The sequence below is a fragment of the Mediterraneibacter sp. 210702-DFI.3.120 genome, assembly GCF_020561005.1.
In the GTDB taxonomy this organism is placed as follows: Bacteria; Bacillota; Clostridia; order Lachnospirales; family Lachnospiraceae; genus Mediterraneibacter; species Mediterraneibacter faecis.
Genome location: NZ_JAJCNG010000006.1, coordinates 87,555 through 112,349, shown reverse-complemented (window position 1 = coordinate 112,349; position 24,795 = coordinate 87,555). Strand labels below are relative to the sequence as shown.

Below are 24,795 nucleotides of genomic sequence, written 5' to 3'. Positions count from 1 at the left end.
CTTTCGTTTCCTACACTATAAAATTAGTTTGTTCGAAATCCGCTCAGTACATGATATATTCCCGTCTTTGAAGGCATCCCTGCAAATCCTTCCTGATTTTCCAACAATAACATCGTTCCGTCTGTTGAAATATAAATACGATAATCTTCTGACCAGTTAACAGGATTTTCTCCCTCATAATACCATTCACCACCTGTCCGCGTACTTTGTATAGACAAATAAGGATGTCCATCCTGCTGCGTACATGACCAGGTTCCTTCATAAATTTCATAAATGATATCACTATAGTCTTCTATTCCGTATTCTTTCTCACTCCAGGAAATACGTGCATATCCGTTGTCTAATAATTCTACAAAATAATCTCCAAATATATCACTATTATACTCATCTACTCCGAATTCCCAACAGCTGCCTATCAGATCTGCTTCCTGTATGTTCTCATGTACATCTCCATACCAATCTGTAAAACGACTTGCATCACATGCTTTATAGTCTGTAAAATCCTTTGCCTGCTCTACATTATTCTCCGTTGTTGGCAGCCAGACATGTCCATCTGTTCCCATCATCGGCACCCAGTCAGCCTGATATCCGGCTTCTGTTCCCATAGATACCATAGTTCCACCAATACCTTCGTTCTCCCCATTACACATTACCAGGAACGGTTCGCCTGTCTCAGACTGATATAAACTCTCCACAATCTCCGATATCCCTGTGTCATAATTCAATTCCATTCGACCTACACTAACCGGATCCTCGCCACTTCGAGGTACAATGCAGAAAAGCTCCGCCGGACCATGTCCACAGATTCGATCCGTACCGATTTCTTTAATAAATGTCATTTTACTTAACAGGTCAGGATACTTCTTTTCAATCCATTCCTGCACATGATCAACATAATCCGCCTCAACATATCCCAGGTATGCTACTGCAAATTGCTGTAATGTGCCATCCATACTCTTTCGTAGATTCGCAAGAGACTCCTCTGGACTGATAGGCTTATCTGTATCTGTTGTTTCAGGCTTTTTCCCCGAATCCGGTTTCTTTGTTTTCTTCTGTTTCTTTGATTCCGCATCCTCCTTTTCTTCTTTCGAATCACCCAGCCTTATCTGCCCTAATCCCGGTATGTCAATTTTTATCTGACAGCCCGTCAAGGTAAACATAAGCAGCAGACAAATCATTCCTGTTACAATTCGTCTAATTCTCTTTTTCATAGTTCTCATAAAAAGTTTCCTCCTATCCGTTCTAAACAATTATTGGAAACTCCTATTCCTTAACTTTATCTTACCATATCGTTATCATTAAAGATACTTAAAGTTATATATTTCCCATAAACAAAATAGCTGCTTCCCCTACTCAGAGAAACAGCTACTATAATCACTGAAAGATGATTCATCTAAAATCTGATTTTTTAGTTGTTAGAATAGAATGAACCCATATAACGGATATATTCATCATCTGTTTTATTTGCCTGCCAATTATGAACATTTGCTTTATTGTGCTCACCTGCAATAACAGAAAGAGATTTTCCAAGATTGTCAAATGCTTCCTCTACACAAGCTTCCGGTGTCATAGCTGTCTTCATAACAGCTTCTCCTGCTGGACCGCCTGGAAGATTGCTTAACAAACTTGGTGTAATTGTTGTTCCTAACGTAATAACCTCAACGTCTACATTTGTACTCTCACATTCTGCTGCCACAGCTTCTGTCAGTTTCTTAATGTAAGATTTTCCTGCACCATACTGTGCGTTATATGGTGAACTACTGATTGCTGTCAAAGAAGACACATTGATTACAGCTCCACGATCCTGCTTTGCAAAGATTCCCATGTAATGATAGAAACATTTCAAGAATGTCATAACATTAACATTGATCATCTGCTCATGCTTCTCCCATGGAGTATCCTGCAATTTTCCAAATGTATGGAAACATGCAACATAACTCATGAATCCCATATCAAGGTCTTTTGTTGCTTCAAAAATCTTGTCAGTACAGTCGGACTGTGCAAAATCTGCACGGATAACCATGTGATCCACACCATATGTTTCGCTGATACTCTTTCCAAGCTCCTGAAGTTTCTCTTCTCTTCTTCCTACCAGGACAACACTCATTCCCTCAGATGCGATTTTCTCTGCAAATGCTTTTCCAACGCCTTCTGTTGCTCCAAGGATGATACCCCACTCACCATACTTTTCTCTTAATGTCATTACTTTTTCCTCCTAGTTTACCGATTTAAAAACCGAAATATAATATAACACATATTGATAGAAATAACAATCAAAAACAGTATATTTTTCTATTATTCGTCATTATTACTAGAGAAAATGTCAGCCACCTCACTAATAATAATAAACGCTGCTGGATCAATGTCGTGAACAATATCTTTCATTCGAATCACCTGATATCTGTTCACCACAAAATACAACATTGCTTTATCGCGATTAGAGTATCCGCCTTTGGCGCTGACACGCGTAATACCGCTTCCAAATGTTTCTGTCAACACCTTGCATATCTCATGCGGCCACTCTGTCACAATAATTGCACACTTTGCTCTGTCGATACCTTCTACAATAAAGTCAACCGTCTTCAATGCTGCGGAATACGCAACGATCGAATACAATGGAAGCACCCAACTCTGAAGTACACATCCACAGATAATATATAAAATAATATTATATACCATAACAAATGTTCCTACTGTAACGCCTGCACGTTTTGCAAAAATAACCGCCATAACTTCGATACCATCCATCGCACCGCCATAGCGAATCGCAAGACCGCTTCCAATTCCGGAGATCACACCTCCAAACAGCGCACATAGCAGTAAATCTGTTCCTGCAAGCGGTGAAGCAATACTGACATCAATTGGAAAGATATCTGTGATCAGCCATGCAAACAAGGAGTAGATTCCGACCGTATAGATTGCATAGAAAGTAAAGAGTCCTCCCTGCTTCTTAAGTCCCACAAGGAACAATGGAATATTTAAAACCAACAAGAAGAACGACAATGATAAACACGAAGGGGTTATCTGTTCAAGTAACATCGATGTTCCTGAGATACCACTGTCATATAATTTGACCGGTGTCATAAAAAGTGTAATGCCAAAAGCGTTTATCATTCCGGCAACCGTAAGCATCAAAAGATTTACAATTCGAGGTTTCTGGGTCTGTCTCATTTTAAGCGCTCCTTTGTCAAAATAAATTTACCAATGTTGGTTGATTTTTAAATCATACCACAGAAGTAGTTATATTTCCACAGCCCTCGCACATTCATTAAGAGACATTTTTTAATGAATCGGTGCTTTTGTATATGATGACAGAGGCATTTTATTTATCTAATCTATGTATATTTTCCCCTTAATCAAAGATAATATTAAGGGAATTTTCTCTTAATGTATTGTTTTTCCCTTATTTCAAGTTATATTTTAAAGGAAAGAAAGTGAGGTAAGGGAATGAGAAATTTTAATTATTCTGAAATCAGAAATCAAAAATGGGATTCTGACATTCTCGGATTTATTGTTGCTATATATAAAGAAGCAGGAAAGCAACTCCCATGCACTCGACCTTGGCAAGCTGAAAATTTTAATGGCGCCACTGCTACTTCTTCGCATTCTCTTCCAGTTCCAGCATGTACTTATCAAAATCAGACATAAATAATCTGTCCTGAATAATACGATATTTTTCAAATTCGGTTTCAGCTTTTGCCTTGGCAATCTCAGCAGTAATTTTACCTGCATCCTGAAGGACCTCTCTGTCATCAGCCATCAGGAATAAATCCAGACGCTTTGCCCAGTCCTCCATTGTCATTGGAATGTGACGTTCCGCACGGTCCTCTGCCAAATCCAGATAAGCAGATACAATACGCTCCAGTGAACGCATTTCTTTCTCTGAAAGATAATTCTTCGCAACACTCACATCACTTTTTACGATCTTTCCTTCCGATGCTGCTGCCCAAGTGGTTAATCCCATATGAGGCTTATCTGCATCGGCTCGCTCATAAATCAACTCCGCTGCTGTATGTCCATGAACCGCATAATGCATCTTGTTTTGGACCTTTGCAAAGAACTGCTTTGTTGTTTTTGCTGTTCGATCATAATCGAGAGCTGTAGCATAGATATCTGTTATCTTCTGATAAAATCTACGCTCAGACAAACGAATCTCACGAATCTGCTCAAGCAAACGGTCGAAGTATTCTACTGTAAGCACAGATCCACCATTTTTCAGACGTTCATCATCCATAACCCAGCCTTTAATAGTGTAGTCCTTGACAATACCATTGGCCCACTTACGAAATTGTACAGCTCGCTCATTATTCACCTTGAATCCAACCGCAATAATCATTTGAAGATTATAATGCTTTGTATCACGAGTCACCTGACGGGAACCTTCGGTTTGAACTATTCGGAAATTCCGAATAGTTGCAGACTCTTCTAGTTCACTATCAGCATAAATCTTTTTAATATGTTCATTTATCGTTGGCAAACCAACACTATATAATGTTGCCATCATTTTCTGTGTCAGCCATATACTCTCATCCTCATAGCGCATCTCAATACTGTCCTGCTGTTCCCCCACAGAGGCAACATAGGTCAGGTATTCTGCAGCACTGGAACGGATGGTTACTTCGTCTTTTTTCTTTTTCAAATAAGATTCCCTCCTTATTCAAAATTCATTTAGCGTAAATATGGCACTATAACATCATAGAATTTCTTACTCCAATGAGCATGGAATTTTGCCATCTGAAGCCAGTCTGTTTCATTTTCAATGCTTACATTATTAATCTGATAAGAAATCTTCGACGATTTAATATCATCTCCTCGGTTCCAAATCAATTTCACTCCTAATGAATTTTCAATTGCATCCTTATGAAGAATTACAGCATCAAAAGCTTTCTTATTATCTTCTTTCTTTGCTTTGCCAAAATACAACTCAACTCTTGCAGAATCATAATTTGCCACGCAACACAAACTAAAACCACTGATTCCAAAGAACCCATTAATCCAGTTTTCTTTCGATGGATTAACATTGGAAAATGAACCACCTTCTCCGTGAGTCTTCTTTATATAATCTAGAGCATATGTCCAGTATTTTCTGCGAAGCTCATATCTTGTGCCGACTTCATCTTCAACGCCCTCATTTTCATCGCGAAGATAGAATACTAAATCGGTTGGGTCAGCGTCATACAACTTGAACACTCTACTCAATACAGATAATTTGCTTTGTGTACTTGTATTCGTCCACACATAAATACCATCGCCTATCTCGGCACTCTTAGTAAAATCAGTCTCGTTCATGCTGAAGTGTAATGCGATATTATCTTCTTTAGATGCTGCAAGTTTTGTAATAACATTTTTATCTTCAGCATATAGAATCTGCAGCACTTTCTGGAACATTTCTACCCAGCTTGTTGCTGGCTGTTCTGTATTCTTATAGCTAAAGCGTGCAATCAATCTTCCACTTAAATTAGCATCATCATCAAGCGTATATGAGTCAAGTTGTTTTTCCTCCGGTTTAAATTCAGTTGATGGAGTTAACCATATTTCAAGAGCACGTCCCATAAGGTATTGATTACGCTCTTCTAATTCTGTAAGCGTCCACTTTTCTTTCTTTGCAATATATGTATTCATGCGAATACCACTATCTTCGAAGCCATTTTTCATGATTTTCTTTTCTGCAAAACTACTATTGCTATATTTTGAGTTATAAGCAGTCAATGTAAGATTGGCAATTCTATGCAACCAAGTTTCATGAATCTGCTCGTAATCATCACCTAATGCCTTTACCCATGCTGGAGTTAAATGCTGTGGCATAATATGTTCAATAGAATATGTTCCATCATCACAATGACTATATACGTCTTTGTCTTCTGCAGTACCATAATTCTCTAAACGCTCTAAAATATAAATCTTGTTTTTGCTATTCATCTGATAAACTTGTCTTTCAGTAAATTGTGTAGCAAATTCATCATCATCCGGAAAACGAGCCTTTTCTTTTTTAGAAAGAAGTGCATACTTGAACTTTTCTACATAATTTGCATCAGTACCATCATATCTGATGATTTCTCGATGAAGCTTCAAAAATATTTTGTTCAAAGCATTGGTAGGGAGGTCACAAATAGTTCTTCTGAACAGATAGTTTTCTGTAATCAGAAATATATCTGTTACTTGAGAAATGTCCAATTTACCTTCATTATTTAAACGCAATACCTCAAGAAAGAACGGTCTGGTTACTGTTGTTTCCAATCGATTCAATCTATTAATACAAGAATCCAATGCCTTATTCTTTGTATTTCCATTTAATAAGATTTCATATCGTTTTGCATAAGCCAGCAAATCTTTAAGTAGTTCTTCTACTCCCAATAATGATAGCTCCACATACTCCTTAAAGCTGATATAAATCTTCTTCTGAGAAGGGATAACAAGCTGCTTAACACTAAGATAATCTCTTACAAATGAGCTTACATCGTATTTTGTACATTCCTCGATGCGATTCCAGTACTTTTCATAATACTCATCTTGCTCTTTTGCTGGAAGCCCCATCAAAATAAAGTTCCTGATTTTATCTCCTTCACTCAAGTCAAGCCCCGTAGAGTTAAGACTCTCAAAAATAAGCTGAGGATTATCCTCATTGTTCAAAGTAATATTGATTATTTCTAAGCTGCATATAGCATCAAAAAGCTGGTCAATTGTGATTTCCTGCTTCTGGATTCTGTCATAAAAATAATTATAATTCATAGTCAGATTTGATTCTCTGATATGCTCATCCTCACTATCAAAGAGCTTTCCAAATGCTTTCTGATCATTTTTAACAGGCTTCAATTTTATACGCGTATCCTGTGTTTGATATTTATCAACAAGAAAGTCTTCATAAATCTGCTTTCCAAGAGATGCATCTTCTGGTACAGTAATGCCATTAGATATTAAATTATACATCGCCAAAAATAGCAATGACACAGTTGTTAATCGTTGTTGTCCGTCAATTACAAGGAACTCAGTATTTCTTCCAGAAGGTTCGTAAACAGAGACAAGGCTCCCCAAAAAATGACTTCTTCTGTTATTTTTTATTACCTTTACAAGGTCATCGTAAAGCTGCTTACAGTTTTCTGTCTTCCAATCATAGTTGCGCTGATAGACAGGAATAATAAAGCGTTTCTTTGAGCCTTCCATATATTCTATTAATCTACATTCTGAACCTTTCATTAAGTGCCTCCTTAAACTCCTACTGCAATAAGTATTTCCTCAAAATGCCTACATCTTTCTTGATATCACGAGGCTTTATACTGGTAAGCACCTTATGCTCAACTTCAGGTGTCCAGTAAATTTTCAACTTATTCTGCGCCCTCGTTATTGCAGTGTAGAAAATGTTATGAGTTATCAGTTCATCTATTTCATCTGTTATTACAATCTTTACAGAACTATACTCCAATCCCTGAGCCTTATGTATTGAAACAGCATAAGCCACTTGAAACGGAACTACTGCTCTCGAATTCGAAGAATCATCTTCATCAACACTCTTCGTTTTATTTACAATAAATCTAATTATAGAATTGCCATTTTCCGAGTTCTCAAGAAGTTCAAAATCGCAGCCCATTGCATCGAGGCCGTTTATTATCTTGTTCAGCTCAATATCAAATTGAATATAACCACTTATATCATCTTCATCAAACACCTGAATTCCAACGACTTTCCCCTTCATATTATTGTAAATCACAGGTGAAAATCTATCAGAATCATTAAACAATATTGGATCACCAATCTTATATTGTTGAATTCCCCATGTTACTGATGGGTTAGGATTGCTTTCTTGTAAAAATCTATTTATGTTATTGATGCCATATAGCCCATCGTAGTTTAGACATAGAATAATTTCATCTTCTTCTGCTGGATTGAAAATAGAAGTATCTAAAGAAATCGAATATTCCTGTCTTGCTATAAGTTCCATTATGGTATCATCCATGTTGCGAACTCTTGACCATAACGTTAATAGCCCTTCATTGCTGCTCCTGTATGGACTATTCAATTCAAAAACAGCTGATTCAGGTATAAATTTTCTAACAACAGCGAACCAGTTACCAAAACGGATAGAATTAATCTGGTATGTATCACCAACCAACAATAATAATTGAAATGTTGCTTTTTCAAGGACTTTCTTCATATCACTATTGCTTACGGTACTGCACTCATCTATAACAAGCAAATCGTAATTTGTTCTAACATCCCGTTTAGTCAAAAACCTTTTTATTGTTGAGAAAGTGCAGCTTGCAGCGGTTACTCTTCGTTTTAGATTATCTACTGCAGGATTTGTCTGAGATAAAAACAACTTGTTTTTTTCCGAGAAAAAATGTGCAACATGGTTAATAAGCGTTGATTTTCCTACACCTGCAGAACCGTATACTATCGCCACTTGTGATTGAGAAAACATCTGTTTCAATGCTTCTCTTTTTTCTTCACTGTCAACTCCGGATCCAGCTCCATTAAGCCATGCTTCTACTGTGCCTGTATAATTTTGAATTCCATTGACAGATAACGACTTAAGTTTTCGTATAATATTGCATGTGTCTTGTTTATAGCCATTGATAAAAATCTGGCCATTCTCTATTACCAATTTACTATATTCTCTGTGACCAAACCACAATGCATCATTGTACTGTTCAGCTAGAGTAGGTATATCATCGAACCCAACAATATCTCTCACTGTTGTAAATAATTGTCCTTGAATCTCTGTATTATTACGAACCAACCGTGCTAATAGTTCGTGTTTTCTATCCTTAATTGGAATACAGTCGAACAGTGCTCCCATTCTGGGGTTGTGACCAATGGGCGAATTGATAAAAGGCATTGTATCAAATGGAATGCATCCATTCTGCAAATAAAGCTTTGAAAGGTTTTCATTCTTTGTCATCTGCTTTTGACATTTAATCACAACATTATTCATGCTATACAATAGATAACGAAGCACATTTTGCCCAGCACTTTTTGACTTTATTATTTTTCTGCATGATGCAAGAACATCAATAAACGATGTAGAGCGCAGTTCTTCTTTCCAGCTTCTAACCAATTTTCGATATTCATTATCCGGGAAATCCATCAAATCACATAATGAAAAGCCTGTGCATGACAAAAATCCACTTATCACCCTTTGCTCAAGATATGACGGTTTTGTTCTTGTACCGGTCACTACCGATATAAAATTCTGATATTCACAATCTCTTATAGCCACTTCCCATCCAACTATAATTATGATTGGCATTGTTTTACCAAGCATTTCTATACTGTCGTTTACGAGATGAAATTTTGCCGCATAGTTGTCTGTGACATTTATTCTCGTAAACGCAATCACTCTGTTGGATTTACTGGAATAATCATTCGCAGGCGTAAATGTCACTTCATAGTAAATTTTCCCACCGACAAAAAATGGCTTGATTTTTTGAATATAATACTTCTCACCACTGCCAGCCAATCGCGTATCATACCTATCAACTTTATTTGAAATTCTTTCGTAATACTCCTGAAGATTTTTGTCTACATTTAAAGGAAACTTTTCAAGATTACTTAGTACCTCTAGTCCGCATTTTTCTCTTAAAAGTATTCTTGTTCCAAGAAGATACTTATAGTATTTCAACATAAGACGCTCAGAATTCTCTTCGTCCAAAGTATAATGAGATGCTACAATCTGAAGGTAATCATGGAATTTATATAACAGCTTCAAGTCTCCGCGCGTTTGTACAAACTCTATCGCTTTACATATATTTTCATACGTATTATCAATGTCTCCTCCGTTAGCATAAAATTTCAGCATTATATGTTCAAGGAAATTTCTCAACTGTGCCAATACGTCTTGCGAAACCGCACCACGAGGTGAAAAATCCGCGCTTCCAATATGTCGACATATCACTCGGTCAATATTAAGAATTCTATCATCTATCGTTGACATCGTTTTCTCTCCTTTATCACTCTTATTCAAGATTCGAACTACCGAAAGGTATATAACCGCAAGCTTCCAACATCTCATTTATTTCGTATATACTATTTTCAGCACATGCGCTCAAAGCACATCTATAAGCATAGTTTTGCGGATTGGTAGGTTTAATATTAAAATCTGTCTTTCCAACCAACATTTCTGCTTCTGGTACTGAGAGTTTTAACCCATAGCATAGTCCTAAAACTGTTTGAACGGTAGTCGGATACTCTTCATCATTTCTTAATCTCTGTATTGTACGTTCTCCAACTAATGATGCATCAGCCAATTTCTTATTTGAAAGCTTTCGCTCTTTCATAAGCTGTACCAATGTTTCAGAGAATGCACCTGGATATAACCTCATAGCATTAGCACTCTTACTTGCTCCTTGAATCTGAGAAAGCAGTATTTTATTATGCGCATTCAGCTCAAACGAATATTCCTGAGCATTAGGCTGCTCCGGAGTTTTATACATCATTTGAGTGTAATATTTCTGTCCTTGATACTTAGATTCGTAGCTATATCCTTTATCAAACACAAAACAGCATTCATCTATGTGGGATAGAGCATACTGCGTAAGTTTGATTTGCTCGTCAGAACGTACGATATATTTCTCATTATCAAGGCAAACATGACCTTCGATATAAACAAACCTTCCGGTATCAATGGCTTTTCTAAAGTCTTTATTTAAACAATACGCCTTAAACAAATCAGCTGATGATATCGTAAATGATTGATTATCCGATAAAGCTGAAGCATCAAATGAAAATGGCGTAACATACTGTCCATTAACATATGTAAATGCACCATCAATCTTTGCATAACCCATTTCTCTTATGCGCATCTTAACTGCCTGTTTTGATAATCCATAGAAATCAGCTAATTCTGAAATCATTTCCTCGATTAGATAACCATCCGTACCATCAAAATGAATATGGTATTTTTCTACGAGTTCTGAAATTTTTATTTTTGCTGTATTTGTTGGCATCAAGATACGTGGAGCAACTCCATTAGCTTGCCACTCCATCCAATCCACAGCCTTCCACTTTTCTGAATCTTTTGCGTTGCTACCTATAGAACACTGTATTATTTTCCCTAATTCATCATTTGCTCCAAGCATCTTCATCAAAGCATGATACGGTTGATGCCTATACCAATGGAAACACTCATGCGCAATGGTAAAGTTCACAGTACCTAAGGTTCGTTCATAATATACACGAGGATCTATCAAAACTGTTCCACGTTTAGCATTTCTGATAATAATATTCTTGTTTTTATCCTTAATATTTCCGCCTTCAAAAACAACCAAACCAAAAATATCAAGTTCTGATGAAAGCAACGAATCTTCTATAACCGAAAGACCCATATCCTCTGCAATTTTTCTAATAGGAACAGCTACCGGTTCCTGTAAAGCCAAAGGATAATATTTCTCCAGGAATTTTGTAGCTTCATTTTCAAAAGCATCTCTTGAAATAATCGGTACCAATTCACCGGAATACTTGTCATTATCTGAATCTTCCTGTTGCTCACATTCATTAATATTTATAATTTCAAAATCTGTTAGTTCCACGCCTAAAAGAACTTTACACCTTACATCAAGCCATTTTTCAGTAAACGAAACCCTACCCGTTGAAGATATAGAATGTTCGATATCACAACTAACAATTACAGAAAAGCTAATCGCACCATCATCTACCTGTTCAATATGGACTACATTTTGGATTTCAATGTCTGATAGTGTAGCTTTATTCTCTTTCACTTTTTCCGTCATATAATCAAGAACAGCGTCTTTTATCTCATCATATCTTCTTTGGTCGATTAATTTTTGCAAAGGACTCTCATCCTGAGCATCATAATAGTCTAGTCTTGAATCATTCAATTCTTTTCGTACTGCTCTCCAGTTTTTCATATACATGTCCATATATGCAATGAATGTCGAATTATGTGTACGTTCCCTCAGATGAATCAATTCATGTAAAATAACATATTCTAAACATTCAATAGGTTTCTGGGCCAACTGCAGATTAAACCACAGCTTCTTTTTTTCAGTGTTACAGGTTCCCCAACGCGTAACCATATATTTTGTTTGCCACGACTCACAGTGAAGCGCAGTAATTTGTTCCCATTTAGGAAGAAGTCTTTCTATCTCAACTTTTAATAAGCTACGATACTGTTCACGCACATAGTTTTCTCGTTGCTTAACCGTACTATCTTCTCTCATTGAGAGAATTACTTTATCTCCTTGAATTTCAAAGCTGTTCTTTTGAGCATCTGGTACAAAAGATAAGTAATACTGTTTGCCCCAGATGTACATAGTTTCACCGCTAACATACTGTCGCTTAGCACTTCTTGGTTGTTGCTGGAACTTCTCAATTTGTTTTTTTATCCAACTGAGATTGGTTCGAGCATACACCTCGATTGCCTTATCATCCATTGATAATGGTGCCGAAATAACAACATGTCCATCAGGCGGTTTTATCTGAAGGTGCATATTCTTAATATTCTTTTTTTGAATATCAATCGGTATGCCCGAAATCACAATTCTCATCTATTAATATTCCTCCTGCTTCTCAATAATCTTATACAGACGTTCAACCTCTGTATCATCATTGAGAATTGCAAACAACGCTCTCTTGATTCTTCTTTCCTTGATTGAATCCCCACGAAAACCACACATTTTACTATCCATAACAGCTTTATGAAGTTCAATAGCCAACACTTCATCCCCGCCAACATTATCATATAATGCTTGCATGGCCTTACTATGTCTCACACTTTCAGGATAGTCTTCATTTTCTTCCGGATGGTCAACATTCTTTGCGAGTTTAATATATTCATCAAGAAGTTCCTTATAGGACAAAACGCCCTTCTGTCTATCTTGAATCAGTTTATCCAAAATCGCTGACATCTTTTCATAGTATTTTGGATTTACAGTTACCTTTTCTACCATTTTACGACGGATATTGTTTTCAATTGCTTCCGCCGCACCTTCTTTCTGACCAGAAGGCGTATCTTCTCCGGTCATCGTTTCACCTTGATCCATTACGAAATCGAGAAGCGTTAGGTCATCAAATTCACCAATTTTAATACTATCAGAAGCCATGATGTAATTATCAATAAGTTTTCGCATATCCGGTTCATATGCCTTAAAATCCAAGAAATCGCCACTCTTATTTCCGATAGTTTGCTTTAACTCAATATAGAAATGTACTTTATTCTCATAAGCATTAAGTTCTGTTGCAGAACAAATATCAACCATATACTGCTTTGCTTCAGCATAAGCACGAACTAGACTGCTTACGAGTTTATATAATTTTTCACGAAGGCGAGCATAGATTTCATCCATGTCTTCGCTCATGCCGGAAACGCCACAGAAATAGTGAAGATACTGCAAATCTTCTCTCGGAGCTTCGACACCCTCGCATAATTCTTCTAGCTCTTCGTAAATATCTTTGAAATGTTTAATAGCCTCATCACCTCTGTCTTTAAGAAGTCCATCTACATCTTCAGGGGCATAGTTCTCAAATGCTCCAGATGTGTACTTATCCATAGCATTTTTTAAATTTCCAAAAAGCTGCTTGTAATCCACAATATAACCAAATTCCTTGGTATCACCATCCAGTCTATTTACACGACAGATCGCTTGAAATAAACCGTGGTCTTGCATGCTCTTATCAATATAAAGATATGTACAAGGAGGTGCATCAAATCCTGTGAGAAGCTTATCAACTACAATAAGCAACTTCATATTTGCAGGTTCATTGACAAACTTTTCCTTTACCTCTTTCTCAAAATCTTCCACTTTCTTCTGAATTGAAACTTTCTCTGGAAGGTTGTCAGGGTCAAAGCCTAACATGCGAAGATAAATCTCGTATTTTTCAAAAGTCTCTGTTTCGTCATCAGCACTTACAGTGTCTGTTCTGAGGTCTCCTGCTTGTGGTGTGTAGGATGAAATGATTGCACATTTCTTAAACCCACGCTGCTGGAAGATTTCATAATACTTACATGCAGTATAAATAGAATCAGCTACAAGAATAGCATTTCCATTACCATCCATCAGACGAGGCTTCAAGTCAAAATCCTGAATAATGTCCCAAGCAACACGCTCAAGTCTTGAACGTGAGCTATAAATCTTCTGCATGCTTGCCCATTTCTCTTTTAGTTTTGCCTTTGCTCTGCTTGAAAGAGTACGAGTCTTAACATCAAACCACTGGTCAATCCTATCATGGGCTGTAATATCCTGCGGAATATCTCTATATTCATATCTCAAATCCAGTACAACACCATCTTTAACCGCTTCATTGTACTTATAGCTATGGATATATGTTCCAAAAACTTCGATACTTGTCTTCTTATCTTTCTTTAATAATGGTGTACCAGTGAAACCAATAAAGATAGCTTCCGGCATAATTGCCTGCATTGCTGCATGTAATTTACCAGACTGAGTTCTGTGACACTCATCTACAAATACAAAAATTTTACCCTTTGCCTTAAAATCTGCAGGGAGTGCTTTTTTCAACTCATCAATATACTTATCATAATCAGATTCTGTGGCTTCACCACCACGACGGCCAAACTTATGCACCAATGAACACAACAATGAATCATCATAAGAATTTAATTTCTGAAGCAAGTCATCGCAACTCTTGGTTCTGGTAATCTTTTCATCAACACCGATATAAGTTTTTTCAATCTGTTCATCCAGCTCATCTCGGTCTGTAACGATAAGCACACGAGGATTCTCTTCTTCACAATTTGCAAGAATCCATTTTGAAAGCCAGACCATAGTAAGTGTTTTCCCACTACCTTGAGTATGCCAAATAATACCGCCGCGCTGTTTTGCCAATCGCCTTTGTGTACGCTTGATACCATAGAACTGGTTGTATCGGCACACCTTCTTGATTCCCTTGTCATACACAACAAAGTTTTCAATAAGGTCAATAAAACGCTTTTTATCAAACATCTGGTAAATCTGCTGTAAAAGAAGGGTGTCCAGTTTTTCGCAATAAGCCATGATGCGTGCATCCTCTGGGTCACGCTCATCCTCATTTTCATGAAATCCATCTGGTTTCCATTCCATATAATATTTCTCTTTGGTCTGAATCGTTCCATAGCGCAAACCTTCTATTTCATTACCGGCCATACAAAACTGCATCGTCGTAAAGAATGGAGCGATAAATCCATCTTTCTGATTTGTCAAATTCTGACGAATACCATTAGAAACAGATACACTACTTTTCTTCAATTCAATGACCGCCATCGCAATACCATTCACATAAATTACAAGGTCTGGTCTTTTTTCCTGACGACCAACTACTGTAACTTCCTCGGCAATCGCAAAGTCATTATTGGTAGGTGTTTCCACATCCATGAAATAAACCGTCTTTGGTGCTCCATCGGCTGTTTCCTTTACCTTGGCACCATACTTCAAAAGAGAATAGACTTTATGATTTGCATCGTACAAACCATGTGTCATATCATCTGCTGCTTTTACCAGTTCAGAAACAGCTCCGTCAATCAATTTCTGGCTGTAACCGCTAAGGCGCAAGTACGCACGAAGACGGTCTTCACGGATGTTCTTGTTTGCGGCATCTTTTAAATTGCCTACGTATTCATAATCAAGGATATCTCTATCCTTAAAGAAGCTAACCACACGATCTTGGGTAGCTCTTTCTGTGTCGCCAATACTCATGCGTACATTCCTCCTAAACTAATCGTATTTTCCCTGTAAGCAAGTCGCTCATCATACCTTTTTTAATATTCGAATATTTATCACACTTACACTGATAAAGAGTGATGAGATGGTCAAGGTTCCTAAAATAGAGACCTATTTTTCTTTGTTCATCAATTTCCGCTGGTAAAATTATTTTCAAATTTTGTTGAGCTGTGATTCCAATATATGGTCTTGTAGATTGTGCCGCTTTAGTTTTTAACTCAGTTTGGAAATCTAAAGAATTAAAAAAGGAATACAAATACTCTCTGTTTAACCGTTCTTCATTCTTAATTCTATAGTAAGTAACCTGAGGTGTTAACATTGCATATTCCGTCATCAAATTGCTTAAAATAGCAGTCTCGCCAATAGTTGCCTTGTGTGTTAGTAGGACATCGCCATTTCGTGCAAATCCCTTATCAAGCCTTTCCGCTCTTTCTTTTGTAATATGTTTGCATGAATAAATATTTACTTCTCCATTATGAATATCCGATGCCATCAAAAAAGGAATTCCAGAATCTACATACTCATCCGAAGTTGGATGTTTCTCTCCGTGGTTTCCATCTAAAGGTGCTTCCAAAATTCCCTCTTTAACAAGTTCCCCCAACTTACGCTGTTCCCAAGCTTCAGTAAATCCTGGCAAACGCATTTCTGGAACTGTGTCATCCTTTTGTGGAAACATTTTCGATAAACATCCATTTTTAACAAGCTTTATCTTATTTACAACTTTTGTTTCTGCTGTCATTAATAACTGTATTTTATTTAATGATTGTACTATTTTCTCCTGTTCATCAAATGGAGGTACCAATATCAACGTCTCTGAAATAGCTCCTTTTGATATAGATGACACTTTTATACCTGTTATATATGGCAATATTTGATTGTGAAATAAATCGGAATTCATGTAATATCCTAACCACCCCGGAGCAAAATCACCTTTTTTCACTCTACATGGAATGGTATGAAGTCCTGCAACAAGTTTACTATCACCGAGATTCTGTACCTCAATAACTTTTCCAACAGTTTCGTCCTCTGCCGTATCTGCAACAACAATGTCACCGTCCTGAAGTAATTGAGTCGATGAGGATAACAGAGATAACTCATTTATGTATGGAATTTCTTCTTCGTTACAATCCAATACTTCCGGAAACTTTGTTAAAATATCACCATAATGAATATTTCTTACAGCACCACCACAATTATTTAAATTTTCACGTGACAGAGTGTTATTGGATATCACCCTAAACGTTTCGTCAAATGTTTGGAGTTCCCAGTCTACTGGAATATCACCAATCTCCGTATGTTTTAATTCTCTTACCATTTGAAGCCCATCCTCTCCAGATGACTCTTGACCTTTGCCTCATAGTCAGCAGTCTGCTTCATAAGATCAGGAAGAGTATTTTCATAACGTTTAGAAAGTTCAATAATGCGGTCTGCAAGCTGATGGGAGATTGCTGCATACAAATCATTAATACCTGTACCGATGGTGTAATACCATTTTTTATTTACCAGTAAATCTATGATTTCATCGTCTGTTAAAGTTGCATATCTCTCACGAGCCTTCTCATCAAGTTCTTTATTCATCTCCTTGGTAAGCTTTGTTGAATCTTCCAATTTCTTAGCAAGTTCATACGCAACTTTCAACTCTGCATAATCGTCTGCATAGGCTTCCGGTACTGGTGCTTCTGCCCGTGCCATTGCCAATGCATATGCAACAGACGACTTTGTCACAGTGCCTTTTTCTGTATAAGCCACTTCCAATATAATGTTGTCATTGATATATGCAACATACTCCTTTTTCTTCATAGGAAGCATGCCCTGCAATTTAACAAGTCCATCAATCAGAGGTGTATGAACATGGCTCATAATTTCATCCATCTTCTCTTGAATGTCTTTGCTCTTTACTTTTCCACCTTCTGACACTTCAGACAAAGTGGAATCCTCCGCAGATTCTTCAACTAAAGACATAAGGCGAGAATCTGTTTCTACAACAAAATCAACAAGGTCATCCATCGCTTTTTTCTCTTCCGGAAAAAGTTCGGAAATAATAAGCGCTTTGGGAATAAGTTTTCCTTCCCATCCTGCAACTTTCAATTCCGGATTCCCATCATCATCTTTTTTCTTTGTTTCTTTCATAATGTTTTCTTTTTCTCTTGCAACGCCATAACCAGCTTCGTCGGAGATAATCATAGAAACATCATCACTAAGCACTTCATTCCAGTAAGCAAGAAGTACCTGATATACATCATATTTATTAATAAGTGAAAGGCTCTCAAACTCTTTCAATATAGCTTGAGCCAATTCAATAATCAGTTCTTTTGCAGACACGCCAGCCTTCAAATTCTTAAGTTTAGAATCTACGTAAGACTTCCAACTTGCGAATGCTTCATCAATCATTTCTCCATAAGCAGCAAATTCTGCGTTAGAGTATGTTGTCTGACGAATCACATCTTCTTCTACATTCAGCTTATAGTATCCTTCACTAAACACACCAAGAAGTTCATTCTTCAGAGTCGGGAATGCAGTCCAGAAATGTTCTAGTGCATCAATATCCGCTGCTGGTATACCACCGTGAATATGCGCATAGATATCCTGAATATCTTCCGGTTCAGAAGAATCAATGTAACGAGAAATATTTAAGTTGTACCCATTCTTTTCCTTAATTTCTTTGTTTGGTACAAAACGAGCATATTTAGGATCTGTTGTAATCTGCTCATTAAAAGTAGTTACAATACGATAAATATCCTGTTCACGGAGTCTGTTCTTGCTTCCATCTTTTACATAGTCCTTGCCTGCATCAATCATAAATATACCAGCGCGGTTTTCCGCACCTTCTTTATCAATTACGAGAATGCAAGCAGGAATACCCGTTCCGTAAAATAAGTTCGGAGGCAAGCTGATAATTCCTTTAATCCAGCCTTTATCAACAATTGTCTGTCTGATAGTTGCTTCAGCATTTCCTCTAAACAATACTCCATGAGGAAGAATTACTGCTGCTTTACCAGTAGACTTCAGGGTTTTCAAAATGTGCATTAACCAAGCGTAATCGCCATTCTTTTCAGGTGGTCTATCCCCATATCCAGAAAATCGCCCAAACTCTTTTAATCCATCGGACCAGTTTTTAAGAGAAAATGGAGGGTTTGCCACAATATAATCAAATCGCTCAAGTTCTGATGGGTTATCATTTTTTATAAACTTAGGATCTGAGAATGTGTTTCCTGACATAATTCTAATTGTAGCTTTGTTATGAAGAACCGCATTCATCTTTGCCAAACCAGCTGTAGAACCATCTTTTTCCTGACCATAGCCTGAAATTTCAAAAGGAGCTTCTGCTAATGCTCTGATTAACAAAGATCCACTTCCACAAGCCGGGTCACATACGGTTGCATCATGGTCTGTACACTTATCGATACCGATAATTTTTGCAAGAATTCGAGACACCTCTGCTGGAGTGTAGAATTGTCCCTTACTCTTTCCACTTTCAGACGCAAAGTTACGCATCAAATATTCGTAAGCGTCACCAATAATATCGTCGCCTTCTGCTTTGTTTTTTGAAAAATCAAGTTCAGGACGCTGAAAAATTGCAATAAGCTTAGTAAGCTTATCAACCATCTCTTTGTCTTTACCTATTTTTGCTTCATCATTAAAATGAGCAATATCTATAACGCCCTTCAATCCTTCGTTTACTTCAGCTAGGCGAGCTATAATCTTATCTATACCTTCACCAATGTTTTTCTTATTTTTTAGTGCTATAAAATCATCAAAAGAACAGCCTGTTCTTTTCTCAGGGTCAGGATTCGGATCATTTGCCTTATCAAAAACAGTTAAATCTCCGTATTTCTGTCCTTTGTATTTATCAGTGACATACTTCATAAATAAAAGTGTAAGTATGTAATCCTTATATTGTGATGCATCCATGCCTCCGCGCAATGCATCGCAGCTCGCCCAAAGGGAGCTGTATAGCTCTGTTTTCTTTACTGCCATTGCCAGAATCTCCTTGTATTTTATTTACTGTATCAATTACTCGATAGCACTTTTTCCACTTTTAACCCACACATCAAGTTCAGAACATTTAAACTTCCATTGCTTCCCGATTTTGTGTGCTGGTATTCCTTTATCATTACGTATCCATCCTCGGAGCGTCACTGGCTTGACACCTAGGTATTCAGCAGCTTCTTCAATGTTTATCCATTTATCATTCAACTTATCTTCCATATTTCACCTCTCGAAGTTACATATAGATACAATTACCCAATAATATTATAGTCATTTTCGCCAGCAAAAACAAGTAGTTTCTTGTTATTTGTTTATATTTGTTATTATTTTTCTTAGAAAATTTACTATTCGCTCATATTTGTTTTTTGGTAGCCGGACATGTATATGTCCGGTCTTTTCTTCTGTAAATCCAGGATTTTCAATCATTATCCGTTCCATCAATCATCTCATTATTCCTAAAAACGGACATAGGCATGTCTGAGGTTTTTATTTTGAAATCTGGCATATTTAAGATAGTTATTAAAAACTCGTCTCGGACAAGACGTTAACCAGTCTGACTTGTTCATCAACTCACCATCTTCGTGGCCACGTGGTGTGTTCGTAGTTGATAAACAAGAGAACATTATTAATAGAGTGCCAGCTTACGAACGGCTGGTCACCGGAAAGAAGCGGAGTTATCCGCATGAGGTGACCATCTTATGAAAAACACTGGCAGCCATAACGGTTATCTCCGCTTCAAACATGAAGCCAATGGAGGTAAAAATTATGGCAAACAAAGACAATCAGAGTAAACCATATCGTATCTACATCAAGGAATCCAAGAGCTGGGTGGATGTAAACAAGGAATTCTATACGAACTACTATCGTGACATCAACGCCTATCGCAAACGTCAACAAGAGCATGGCCGCTGTGTCTGCCCTGCAAGCAAGCGTTACTTATGCGACATGGATTGCTTAACCTGTCCTTATGCCAAAGCTGACGATCAGCTTTCTCTCGACAACACCATTAGCGACAGTGACGGAAACGAAAAGAGCTGGCTTGATGATATGCCAGATGAGTCTACAGCTATCGCTGAAGTATTAGAGGATGCAGAACTTTTTCACGCTCTCTATGCAAAGCTGAATAAGCTGGACCCGGAAGATCGTCTTATTTGTCAGCTTATTATGCAGGGAAAATCTGAACGTGACTGCGGCAAGGAAATGGGACTCTCTCGCAATACCTTTGTATATCGTAGGGACAAGCTGTTCAAGAAGCTCCGTTCCGAGCTTAAGGACTACATCTAATATGAATGGTCGTCCTCTGATTCTTCAGGGGACGATTTTTCTTTTCAAAAAAGTTTCTTATATTTTTTCGGCCAAACGGCAATCTCACCTCCATTGAGTAGTGTAAGGCGAAACAAAGCGACCTACAGAAAGCGAGGTGAACATCGTGAATCGAACTTTTCACAACAGAAGCGGCACTGACGCAGAAGTGATTGCTACTCTCACTGCAACCAGCCAGGTATCCACAAGAATGGCGAAGAATCTCAGAATCATCGCCGCACACAAACAATCCGAGGAAGGAGAAACAGTAAATGTCAAAAATGAACGATATGGCTATGACCATCGAAGAGCTGAGAAATGCTGCCACTGCTATTAATGATGCAGCAAACTGGCTCGCACAGCAGTTTTCATCTGATGATAAGCAGCAAGCTGAAGATATTTCTGCTAGACCTGAAAAGAAAACAAAACCTGCACTGACTCTCGAGGAGGTTCGAGCTGTTCTGGCTGATAAATCTCGTGCCGGACATACAGCTGAAATTCGAGAACTTCTTAAAAAGTACGGTGCAAGCAAGACCCGTAGACCCGAAACATTATGAAGCCCTGCTCAGGGAAGCGGAGGTGCTCTAATATGCCACCTAAGGGACATGCAATCCTCTCCGCATCCTCGTCTGACCGCTGGCTCCACTGCCCACCGTCAACAAGGCTCTGCGAAACCTACGAGGATAAAGGTAGTGATTATGCTGCAGAAGGCACCGACGCCCACTCTCTTTGTGAGTACAAGCTCCGCAAAGCACTCGGCATGAAAGCTACAGATCCTACCAAGAATCTCGACTGGTATAACGCTGAAATGGAGGACTGTGCCACCGGGTATGCCTGCTTCATCATGGAGCTTTTGGAAGAGGCCAAACAGACCTGCTCCGACCCGGTTGTTCTGATTGAACAGCGAGTGGACTTCTCTCGCTGGGTGGAACAGGGCTTCAGAACCTCGGATGCCATTCTCATCAGCGACGGCACCATGCATGTAATTGACTACAAACATGGTCTTGGAATCCTCGTATCCGCTGAGGACAATCCGCAGATAAAGTGCTACGCCCTTGGCGCACTGGAACTCTTCGATAACATCTACGACATCAATACGATCAGCATGACCATCTATCAGCCCAGACGCCAGAACATTTCTACCTACGAGATCAGCAAAGATGCTCTTTATCTGTGGGCCGATGAAGTTCTGAAGCCTACCGCAGACCTTGCCTTTGCCGGTGATGGAAACTTCCTGTGTGCTTGCAGCCTATATTGAAAAGCCACAAGGCAAACCTACTCTTGTGCCGGAGAGTGATAAGTGCCCGGCAATGAACACAGCCAAAAATGATTTTATGGAGAAATATGACAATGAGTAAAAATGCAAAAATGACAAATCCCATGAAGGTTATCACTGGTCCTAACACACGCTGGAGCTACGTCAACGTCTGGGAACCGAAATCCATCAACGGTGGCACTCCGAAGTACAGTATCAGCCTGATCATCCCAAAATCTGACGCCAAGACTGTCACAAAGATTGAAGCTGCTATCGAGACTGAGGTCTTAACAATCTACAGAAAATTTGTGATGGTGAGCCTCTTGGTGGTAAGGCTTTTGCTGAATCTGACTTTGCAACTGATGACGACGATGATTTTCTTAACTAACGGAGGTGACAAACTATGGAAACAATTATGATTAGCACAATTCTTGTAAACATCTATATCGGCTGCTTCGCGTGTGTTGGCCTTGCTGCTGCCATCTCTATGGTTCAGAGTATCATCAATGACCACAAACACGAAAAGCGTGAGCAGGAAAAGGACAAGCGTGACCTCGAATACCATGAAAAACGCACGAAGAACTTTAAGTAATCTATCAACCTGCTAGCGGTGGTTTTACTGCCGTCAGCACATCTTTCAACAAAAGGAGATAATCTACGAATGAATTTGCAGAAATCTTAAATCTATTTATTGCTAATGTCATCGCATACACCTTTTTTGTAGCAGTATATAGCTTCATCATTTATAACGTAGGGAAAATTATTCTTTATCTTATCCGCTATGCGGTATACCATATCCGCCGTGACATCAATAAATACAAATCCAATAAAGATAAACAGTAGCACCCGGCGGCAGGGATTTCTCTGCTGCCTGTTTTATAGAAAGGACAATCTCATGAAAACACTTAGCATTGATATTGATACATACAGTCAGCATTGATGTAGATGCATGAGTTCCATAGATGCACGAAACCCTCCTGACCATGATGGCCGGGAGGGTTGTCTGTTATTTACCCCAAGGTAAAAATTCTGAAATAAAATATGGAATCTGATTAGCATTGAACATCCATGAAATCACAATAATTATAGCAATAACCAAACACGCAATATTCAATGCCTTAATATTGAACAGCTTTGCATTCTTCTCATTTATAGTAAAAATGAATTTAACCAAAATATAAATTACATTGATAAGAACAAATGCTAAGAAGTCAACAACCAACAACAATCGAAAAACACTAACCGCAGAAATATTTTGCAAAACTGAGGTTGAAAATGTAATACCCCCAACAAAAGCAAGTACAATTGCAGCAAAAATACCAAGTATAGAGATGTATTCTTTTTCAACACCTTTTATCTGCTTTTGCAGATTTTCTTTTGCTTCTTCAATGCTATCTGCAAAAATATTATTAACATTTTCAATCTGATGCAGAGCCAATTGAAAATGGTCATAAATCTTCACAATCATTTTTTTACAATCTTCACTTACCTCATTATTGTCATCAAGTGAATAAAGCAACAGTTTTTCCAAGTTTGTAGCAAAGATTCCTCTCTCAGACATTTCTAATGAATAGACATAATTGCTTATCTCTGAATATAGAATCCTATCCAATTTATTTGTTGATGTAATATATGCAGATATATTTTCAACTGTTTTCTGCGGGTCATACTTCTGAGTATTCATGGACAATGCCTTGCAAATTCCATTGATCTTCCTTTTAGTATTATTGAATTTTTTTGACTGCTCCAATGACATTGTTGTATTGTCTGTTGTCCGGAGCAATACATCCAAATTATCATCAGCCATTAAAATACTCCCTTATTGCATTGATTGTAATCTCGTTATTTTGGTATGGCACATACGCGTCAATCCATGGCGATTGTCTATGAGTCAATGATACAAGATCTGTTGCTGAGTAATCTGCAAACTTGTCTATAACTTTATCAATAAGAGCTTTATCCTCATCCACAATGGTTGTATCCTCAAATTCAATCCTTTTAGAGTTCCATATATCATTTTCATCGAACATAATATATGATTCTATTGCAGGTATATCCCCACTTCCATACTGCTTATACTCATGGTATGCTTCTGGCACAACAGGTCCAAAGTCCCATGCTTCAATCTTCTCATCAAAACAAGGCGTGTGGTCTTTCTTTTTTGTCAGAAAATAAGCCTGAATAAAATAAAGCACTTTTTGAAGTTTTAAATTTGAAATTCCATAGTCATGCTCATTGCTATAATTAATTACATGACGACAAACATCTAAAACCTTATAGCTCATCATATCAACCTCCTTCCTATGTAAATATATATTATATCACTATTATTATATTTTTGGTGAACTTTTTGAAAATTTTATCATTATCCATTCCACTGCCAAGTCTGCCTCTTAATATCGAGTGTCTTAAACTGCGGTCGGTTCTAACAACAATCCTAGTGCCACAACCTATGACATCTAATCCACAGCCTAAATCCTACCGCATTTTTTCGACCATCCACTTTTTCTCCAATCAGACCGAAAAATAGATATGTTTCCATACAAGAAAACCGAGCTTTTCGCAAGGCTTCTCTGATGA

General features: G+C 37.8%; 17 protein-coding genes and 1 pseudogene. 5 read left to right on the top strand and 13 right to left on the bottom strand.

Annotated elements, in window-relative coordinates; genetic code table 11:
* Nucleotides 1-23 precede the first annotated feature (23 nt).
* From LI162_RS05085 to LI162_RS05035, 11 genes are all read right to left on the bottom strand, one after another.
* Nucleotides 24-1,220 carry a hypothetical protein gene (locus LI162_RS05085; RefSeq protein ID WP_227155901.1) on the bottom strand — a complete coding sequence of 399 codons (1,197 nt, stop codon included), beginning with the start codon at nt 1,218-1,220 and terminating at the stop codon, nt 24-26.
* A gap of 188 nt (nt 1,221-1,408) precedes the next feature.
* A complete protein-coding gene (locus tag LI162_RS05080; RefSeq protein ID WP_155203946.1) occupies nt 1,409-2,203 on the bottom strand; it encodes a 7beta-hydroxysteroid dehydrogenase in 795 nt (264 codons plus the stop codon).
* A 92-nt stretch (nt 2,204-2,295) separates the two neighbouring features.
* Complete coding sequence (locus LI162_RS05075; protein ID WP_173021107.1) at nt 2,296-3,171, bottom strand: YitT family protein; 876 nt, start codon at nt 3,169-3,171, stop codon at nt 2,296-2,298.
* A gap of 421 nt (nt 3,172-3,592) precedes the next feature.
* The gene (locus tag LI162_RS05070) at nt 3,593-4,639 is read right to left on the bottom strand and encodes a virulence RhuM family protein (RefSeq protein ID WP_155203950.1); all 1,047 of its coding nucleotides are present in this window, start codon (nt 4,637-4,639) and stop codon (nt 3,593-3,595) included.
* Between the two features lie 29 nt (nt 4,640-4,668).
* The gene (locus tag LI162_RS05065) at nt 4,669-7,194 is read right to left on the bottom strand and encodes a DUF4268 domain-containing protein (RefSeq protein ID WP_155203953.1); all 2,526 of its coding nucleotides are present in this window, start codon (nt 7,192-7,194) and stop codon (nt 4,669-4,671) included.
* A 19-nt stretch (nt 7,195-7,213) separates the two neighbouring features.
* Entirely contained in the window at nt 7,214-9,928 is a 2,715-nt protein-coding gene (locus LI162_RS05060) for an ATP-dependent DNA helicase (protein ID WP_155203955.1), read from the bottom strand.
* A gap of 22 nt (nt 9,929-9,950) precedes the next feature.
* The gene (locus LI162_RS05055) at nt 9,951-12,500 is read right to left on the bottom strand and encodes a YgjP-like metallopeptidase domain-containing protein (RefSeq protein WP_155203957.1); all 2,550 of its coding nucleotides are present in this window, start codon (nt 12,498-12,500) and stop codon (nt 9,951-9,953) included.
* Nucleotides 12,501-12,503: 3 nt separating this feature from the next.
* The gene (locus tag LI162_RS05050; protein WP_155203959.1) at nt 12,504-15,644 is read right to left on the bottom strand and encodes a type I restriction endonuclease subunit R; all 3,141 of its coding nucleotides are present in this window, start codon (nt 15,642-15,644) and stop codon (nt 12,504-12,506) included.
* Nucleotides 15,645-15,657: 13 nt separating this feature from the next.
* The gene (locus LI162_RS05045; protein WP_155203961.1) at nt 15,658-16,983 is read right to left on the bottom strand and encodes a restriction endonuclease subunit S; all 1,326 of its coding nucleotides are present in this window, start codon (nt 16,981-16,983) and stop codon (nt 15,658-15,660) included.
* On the bottom strand, nt 16,977-19,646 hold the full coding sequence (locus tag LI162_RS05040) for a type I restriction-modification system subunit M (RefSeq protein WP_155203963.1): 2,670 nt from the start codon (nt 19,644-19,646) through the stop codon (nt 16,977-16,979). Before LI162_RS05040 ends, LI162_RS05045 begins: the two co-directional genes overlap by 7 nt.
* Nucleotides 19,647-19,682: 36 nt before the next feature.
* Entirely contained in the window at nt 19,683-19,877 is a 195-nt protein-coding gene (locus tag LI162_RS05035; protein WP_004851913.1) for a helix-turn-helix domain-containing protein, read from the bottom strand.
* Between the two features lie 546 nt (nt 19,878-20,423).
* On the opposite strand from LI162_RS05035, the gene LI162_RS05030 reads away from it, so the two are divergent.
* The 5 genes and pseudogenes from LI162_RS05030 (at nt 20,424) to LI162_RS05010 (ending at nt 22,807) form a co-directional block, all read left to right on the top strand.
* The gene (locus tag LI162_RS05030) at nt 20,424-20,942 is read left to right on the top strand and encodes a helix-turn-helix transcriptional regulator (RefSeq protein WP_155203965.1); all 519 of its coding nucleotides are present in this window, start codon (nt 20,424-20,426) and stop codon (nt 20,940-20,942) included.
* 290 nt (nt 20,943-21,232) lie between these two features.
* Nucleotides 21,233-21,517 (top strand): hypothetical protein, encoded by a 285-nt coding sequence (locus tag LI162_RS05025; protein WP_330582934.1) that lies wholly within the window; start codon nt 21,233-21,235, stop codon nt 21,515-21,517.
* Between the two features lie 32 nt (nt 21,518-21,549).
* Nucleotides 21,550-22,218, top strand: a complete 669-nt coding sequence (locus LI162_RS05020) for a DUF2800 domain-containing protein (protein ID WP_330582935.1) — start codon at nt 21,550-21,552, stop codon at nt 22,216-22,218.
* Between the two features lie 92 nt (nt 22,219-22,310).
* Nucleotides 22,311-22,603 (top strand): annotated as a pseudogene (locus LI162_RS05015) (ssDNA-binding protein).
* Between the two features lie 15 nt (nt 22,604-22,618).
* A complete protein-coding gene (locus LI162_RS05010) occupies nt 22,619-22,807 on the top strand; it encodes a hypothetical protein (RefSeq protein ID WP_155203967.1) in 189 nt (62 codons plus the stop codon).
* 414 nt (nt 22,808-23,221) lie between these two features.
* Here LI162_RS05010 and LI162_RS05005 read toward each other — a convergent pair whose 3' ends face one another.
* Nucleotides 23,222-24,022, bottom strand: coding sequence for a hypothetical protein (locus LI162_RS05005; RefSeq protein ID WP_155203969.1), 801 nt, complete (start codon nt 24,020-24,022; stop codon nt 23,222-23,224).
* Complete coding sequence (locus LI162_RS05000; protein WP_155203971.1) at nt 24,015-24,503, bottom strand: Panacea domain-containing protein; 489 nt, start codon at nt 24,501-24,503, stop codon at nt 24,015-24,017. The genes LI162_RS05005 and LI162_RS05000 overlap by 8 nt, the downstream gene beginning before the upstream one ends.
* Between the last annotated feature and the right edge of the window lie 292 nt (nt 24,504-24,795).

Coding starts and splice junctions, on each gene's coding strand:
- LI162_RS05040 (WP_155203963.1), bottom strand. CDS start 19,646: ATGGCAGTAAAGAAAACAGAGCTATACAGCTCCCTTTGGGCGAGCTGC.
- LI162_RS05050 (WP_155203959.1), bottom strand. CDS start 15,644: ATGAGTATTGGCGACACAGAAAGAGCTACCCAAGATCGTGTGGTTAGC.
- LI162_RS05020 (WP_330582935.1), top strand. CDS start 21,550: ATGCCACCTAAGGGACATGCAATCCTCTCCGCATCCTCGTCTGACCGC.
- LI162_RS05010 (WP_155203967.1), top strand. CDS start 22,619: ATGGAAACAATTATGATTAGCACAATTCTTGTAAACATCTATATCGGC.
- LI162_RS05065 (WP_155203953.1), bottom strand. CDS start 7,194: ATGAAAGGTTCAGAATGTAGATTAATAGAATATATGGAAGGCTCAAAG.
- LI162_RS05080 (WP_155203946.1), bottom strand. CDS start 2,203: ATGACATTAAGAGAAAAGTATGGTGAGTGGGGTATCATCCTTGGAGCA.
- LI162_RS05000 (WP_155203971.1), bottom strand. CDS start 24,503: ATGATGAGCTATAAGGTTTTAGATGTTTGTCGTCATGTAATTAATTAT.
- LI162_RS05085 (WP_227155901.1), bottom strand. CDS start 1,220: ATGAGAACTATGAAAAAGAGAATTAGACGAATTGTAACAGGAATGATT.
- LI162_RS05060 (WP_155203955.1), bottom strand. CDS start 9,928: ATGTCAACGATAGATGATAGAATTCTTAATATTGACCGAGTGATATGT.
- LI162_RS05005 (WP_155203969.1), bottom strand. CDS start 24,022: ATGGCTGATGATAATTTGGATGTATTGCTCCGGACAACAGACAATACA.
- LI162_RS05035 (WP_004851913.1), bottom strand. CDS start 19,877: ATGGAAGATAAGTTGAATGATAAATGGATAAACATTGAAGAAGCTGCT.
- LI162_RS05045 (WP_155203961.1), bottom strand. CDS start 16,983: ATGGTAAGAGAATTAAAACATACGGAGATTGGTGATATTCCAGTAGAC.
- LI162_RS05025 (WP_330582934.1), top strand. CDS start 21,233: ATGTCAAAAATGAACGATATGGCTATGACCATCGAAGAGCTGAGAAAT.
- LI162_RS05075 (WP_173021107.1), bottom strand. CDS start 3,171: ATGAGACAGACCCAGAAACCTCGAATTGTAAATCTTTTGATGCTTACG.
- LI162_RS05030 (WP_155203965.1), top strand. CDS start 20,424: ATGGCAAACAAAGACAATCAGAGTAAACCATATCGTATCTACATCAAG.
- LI162_RS05055 (WP_155203957.1), bottom strand. CDS start 12,500: ATGAGAATTGTGATTTCGGGCATACCGATTGATATTCAAAAAAAGAAT.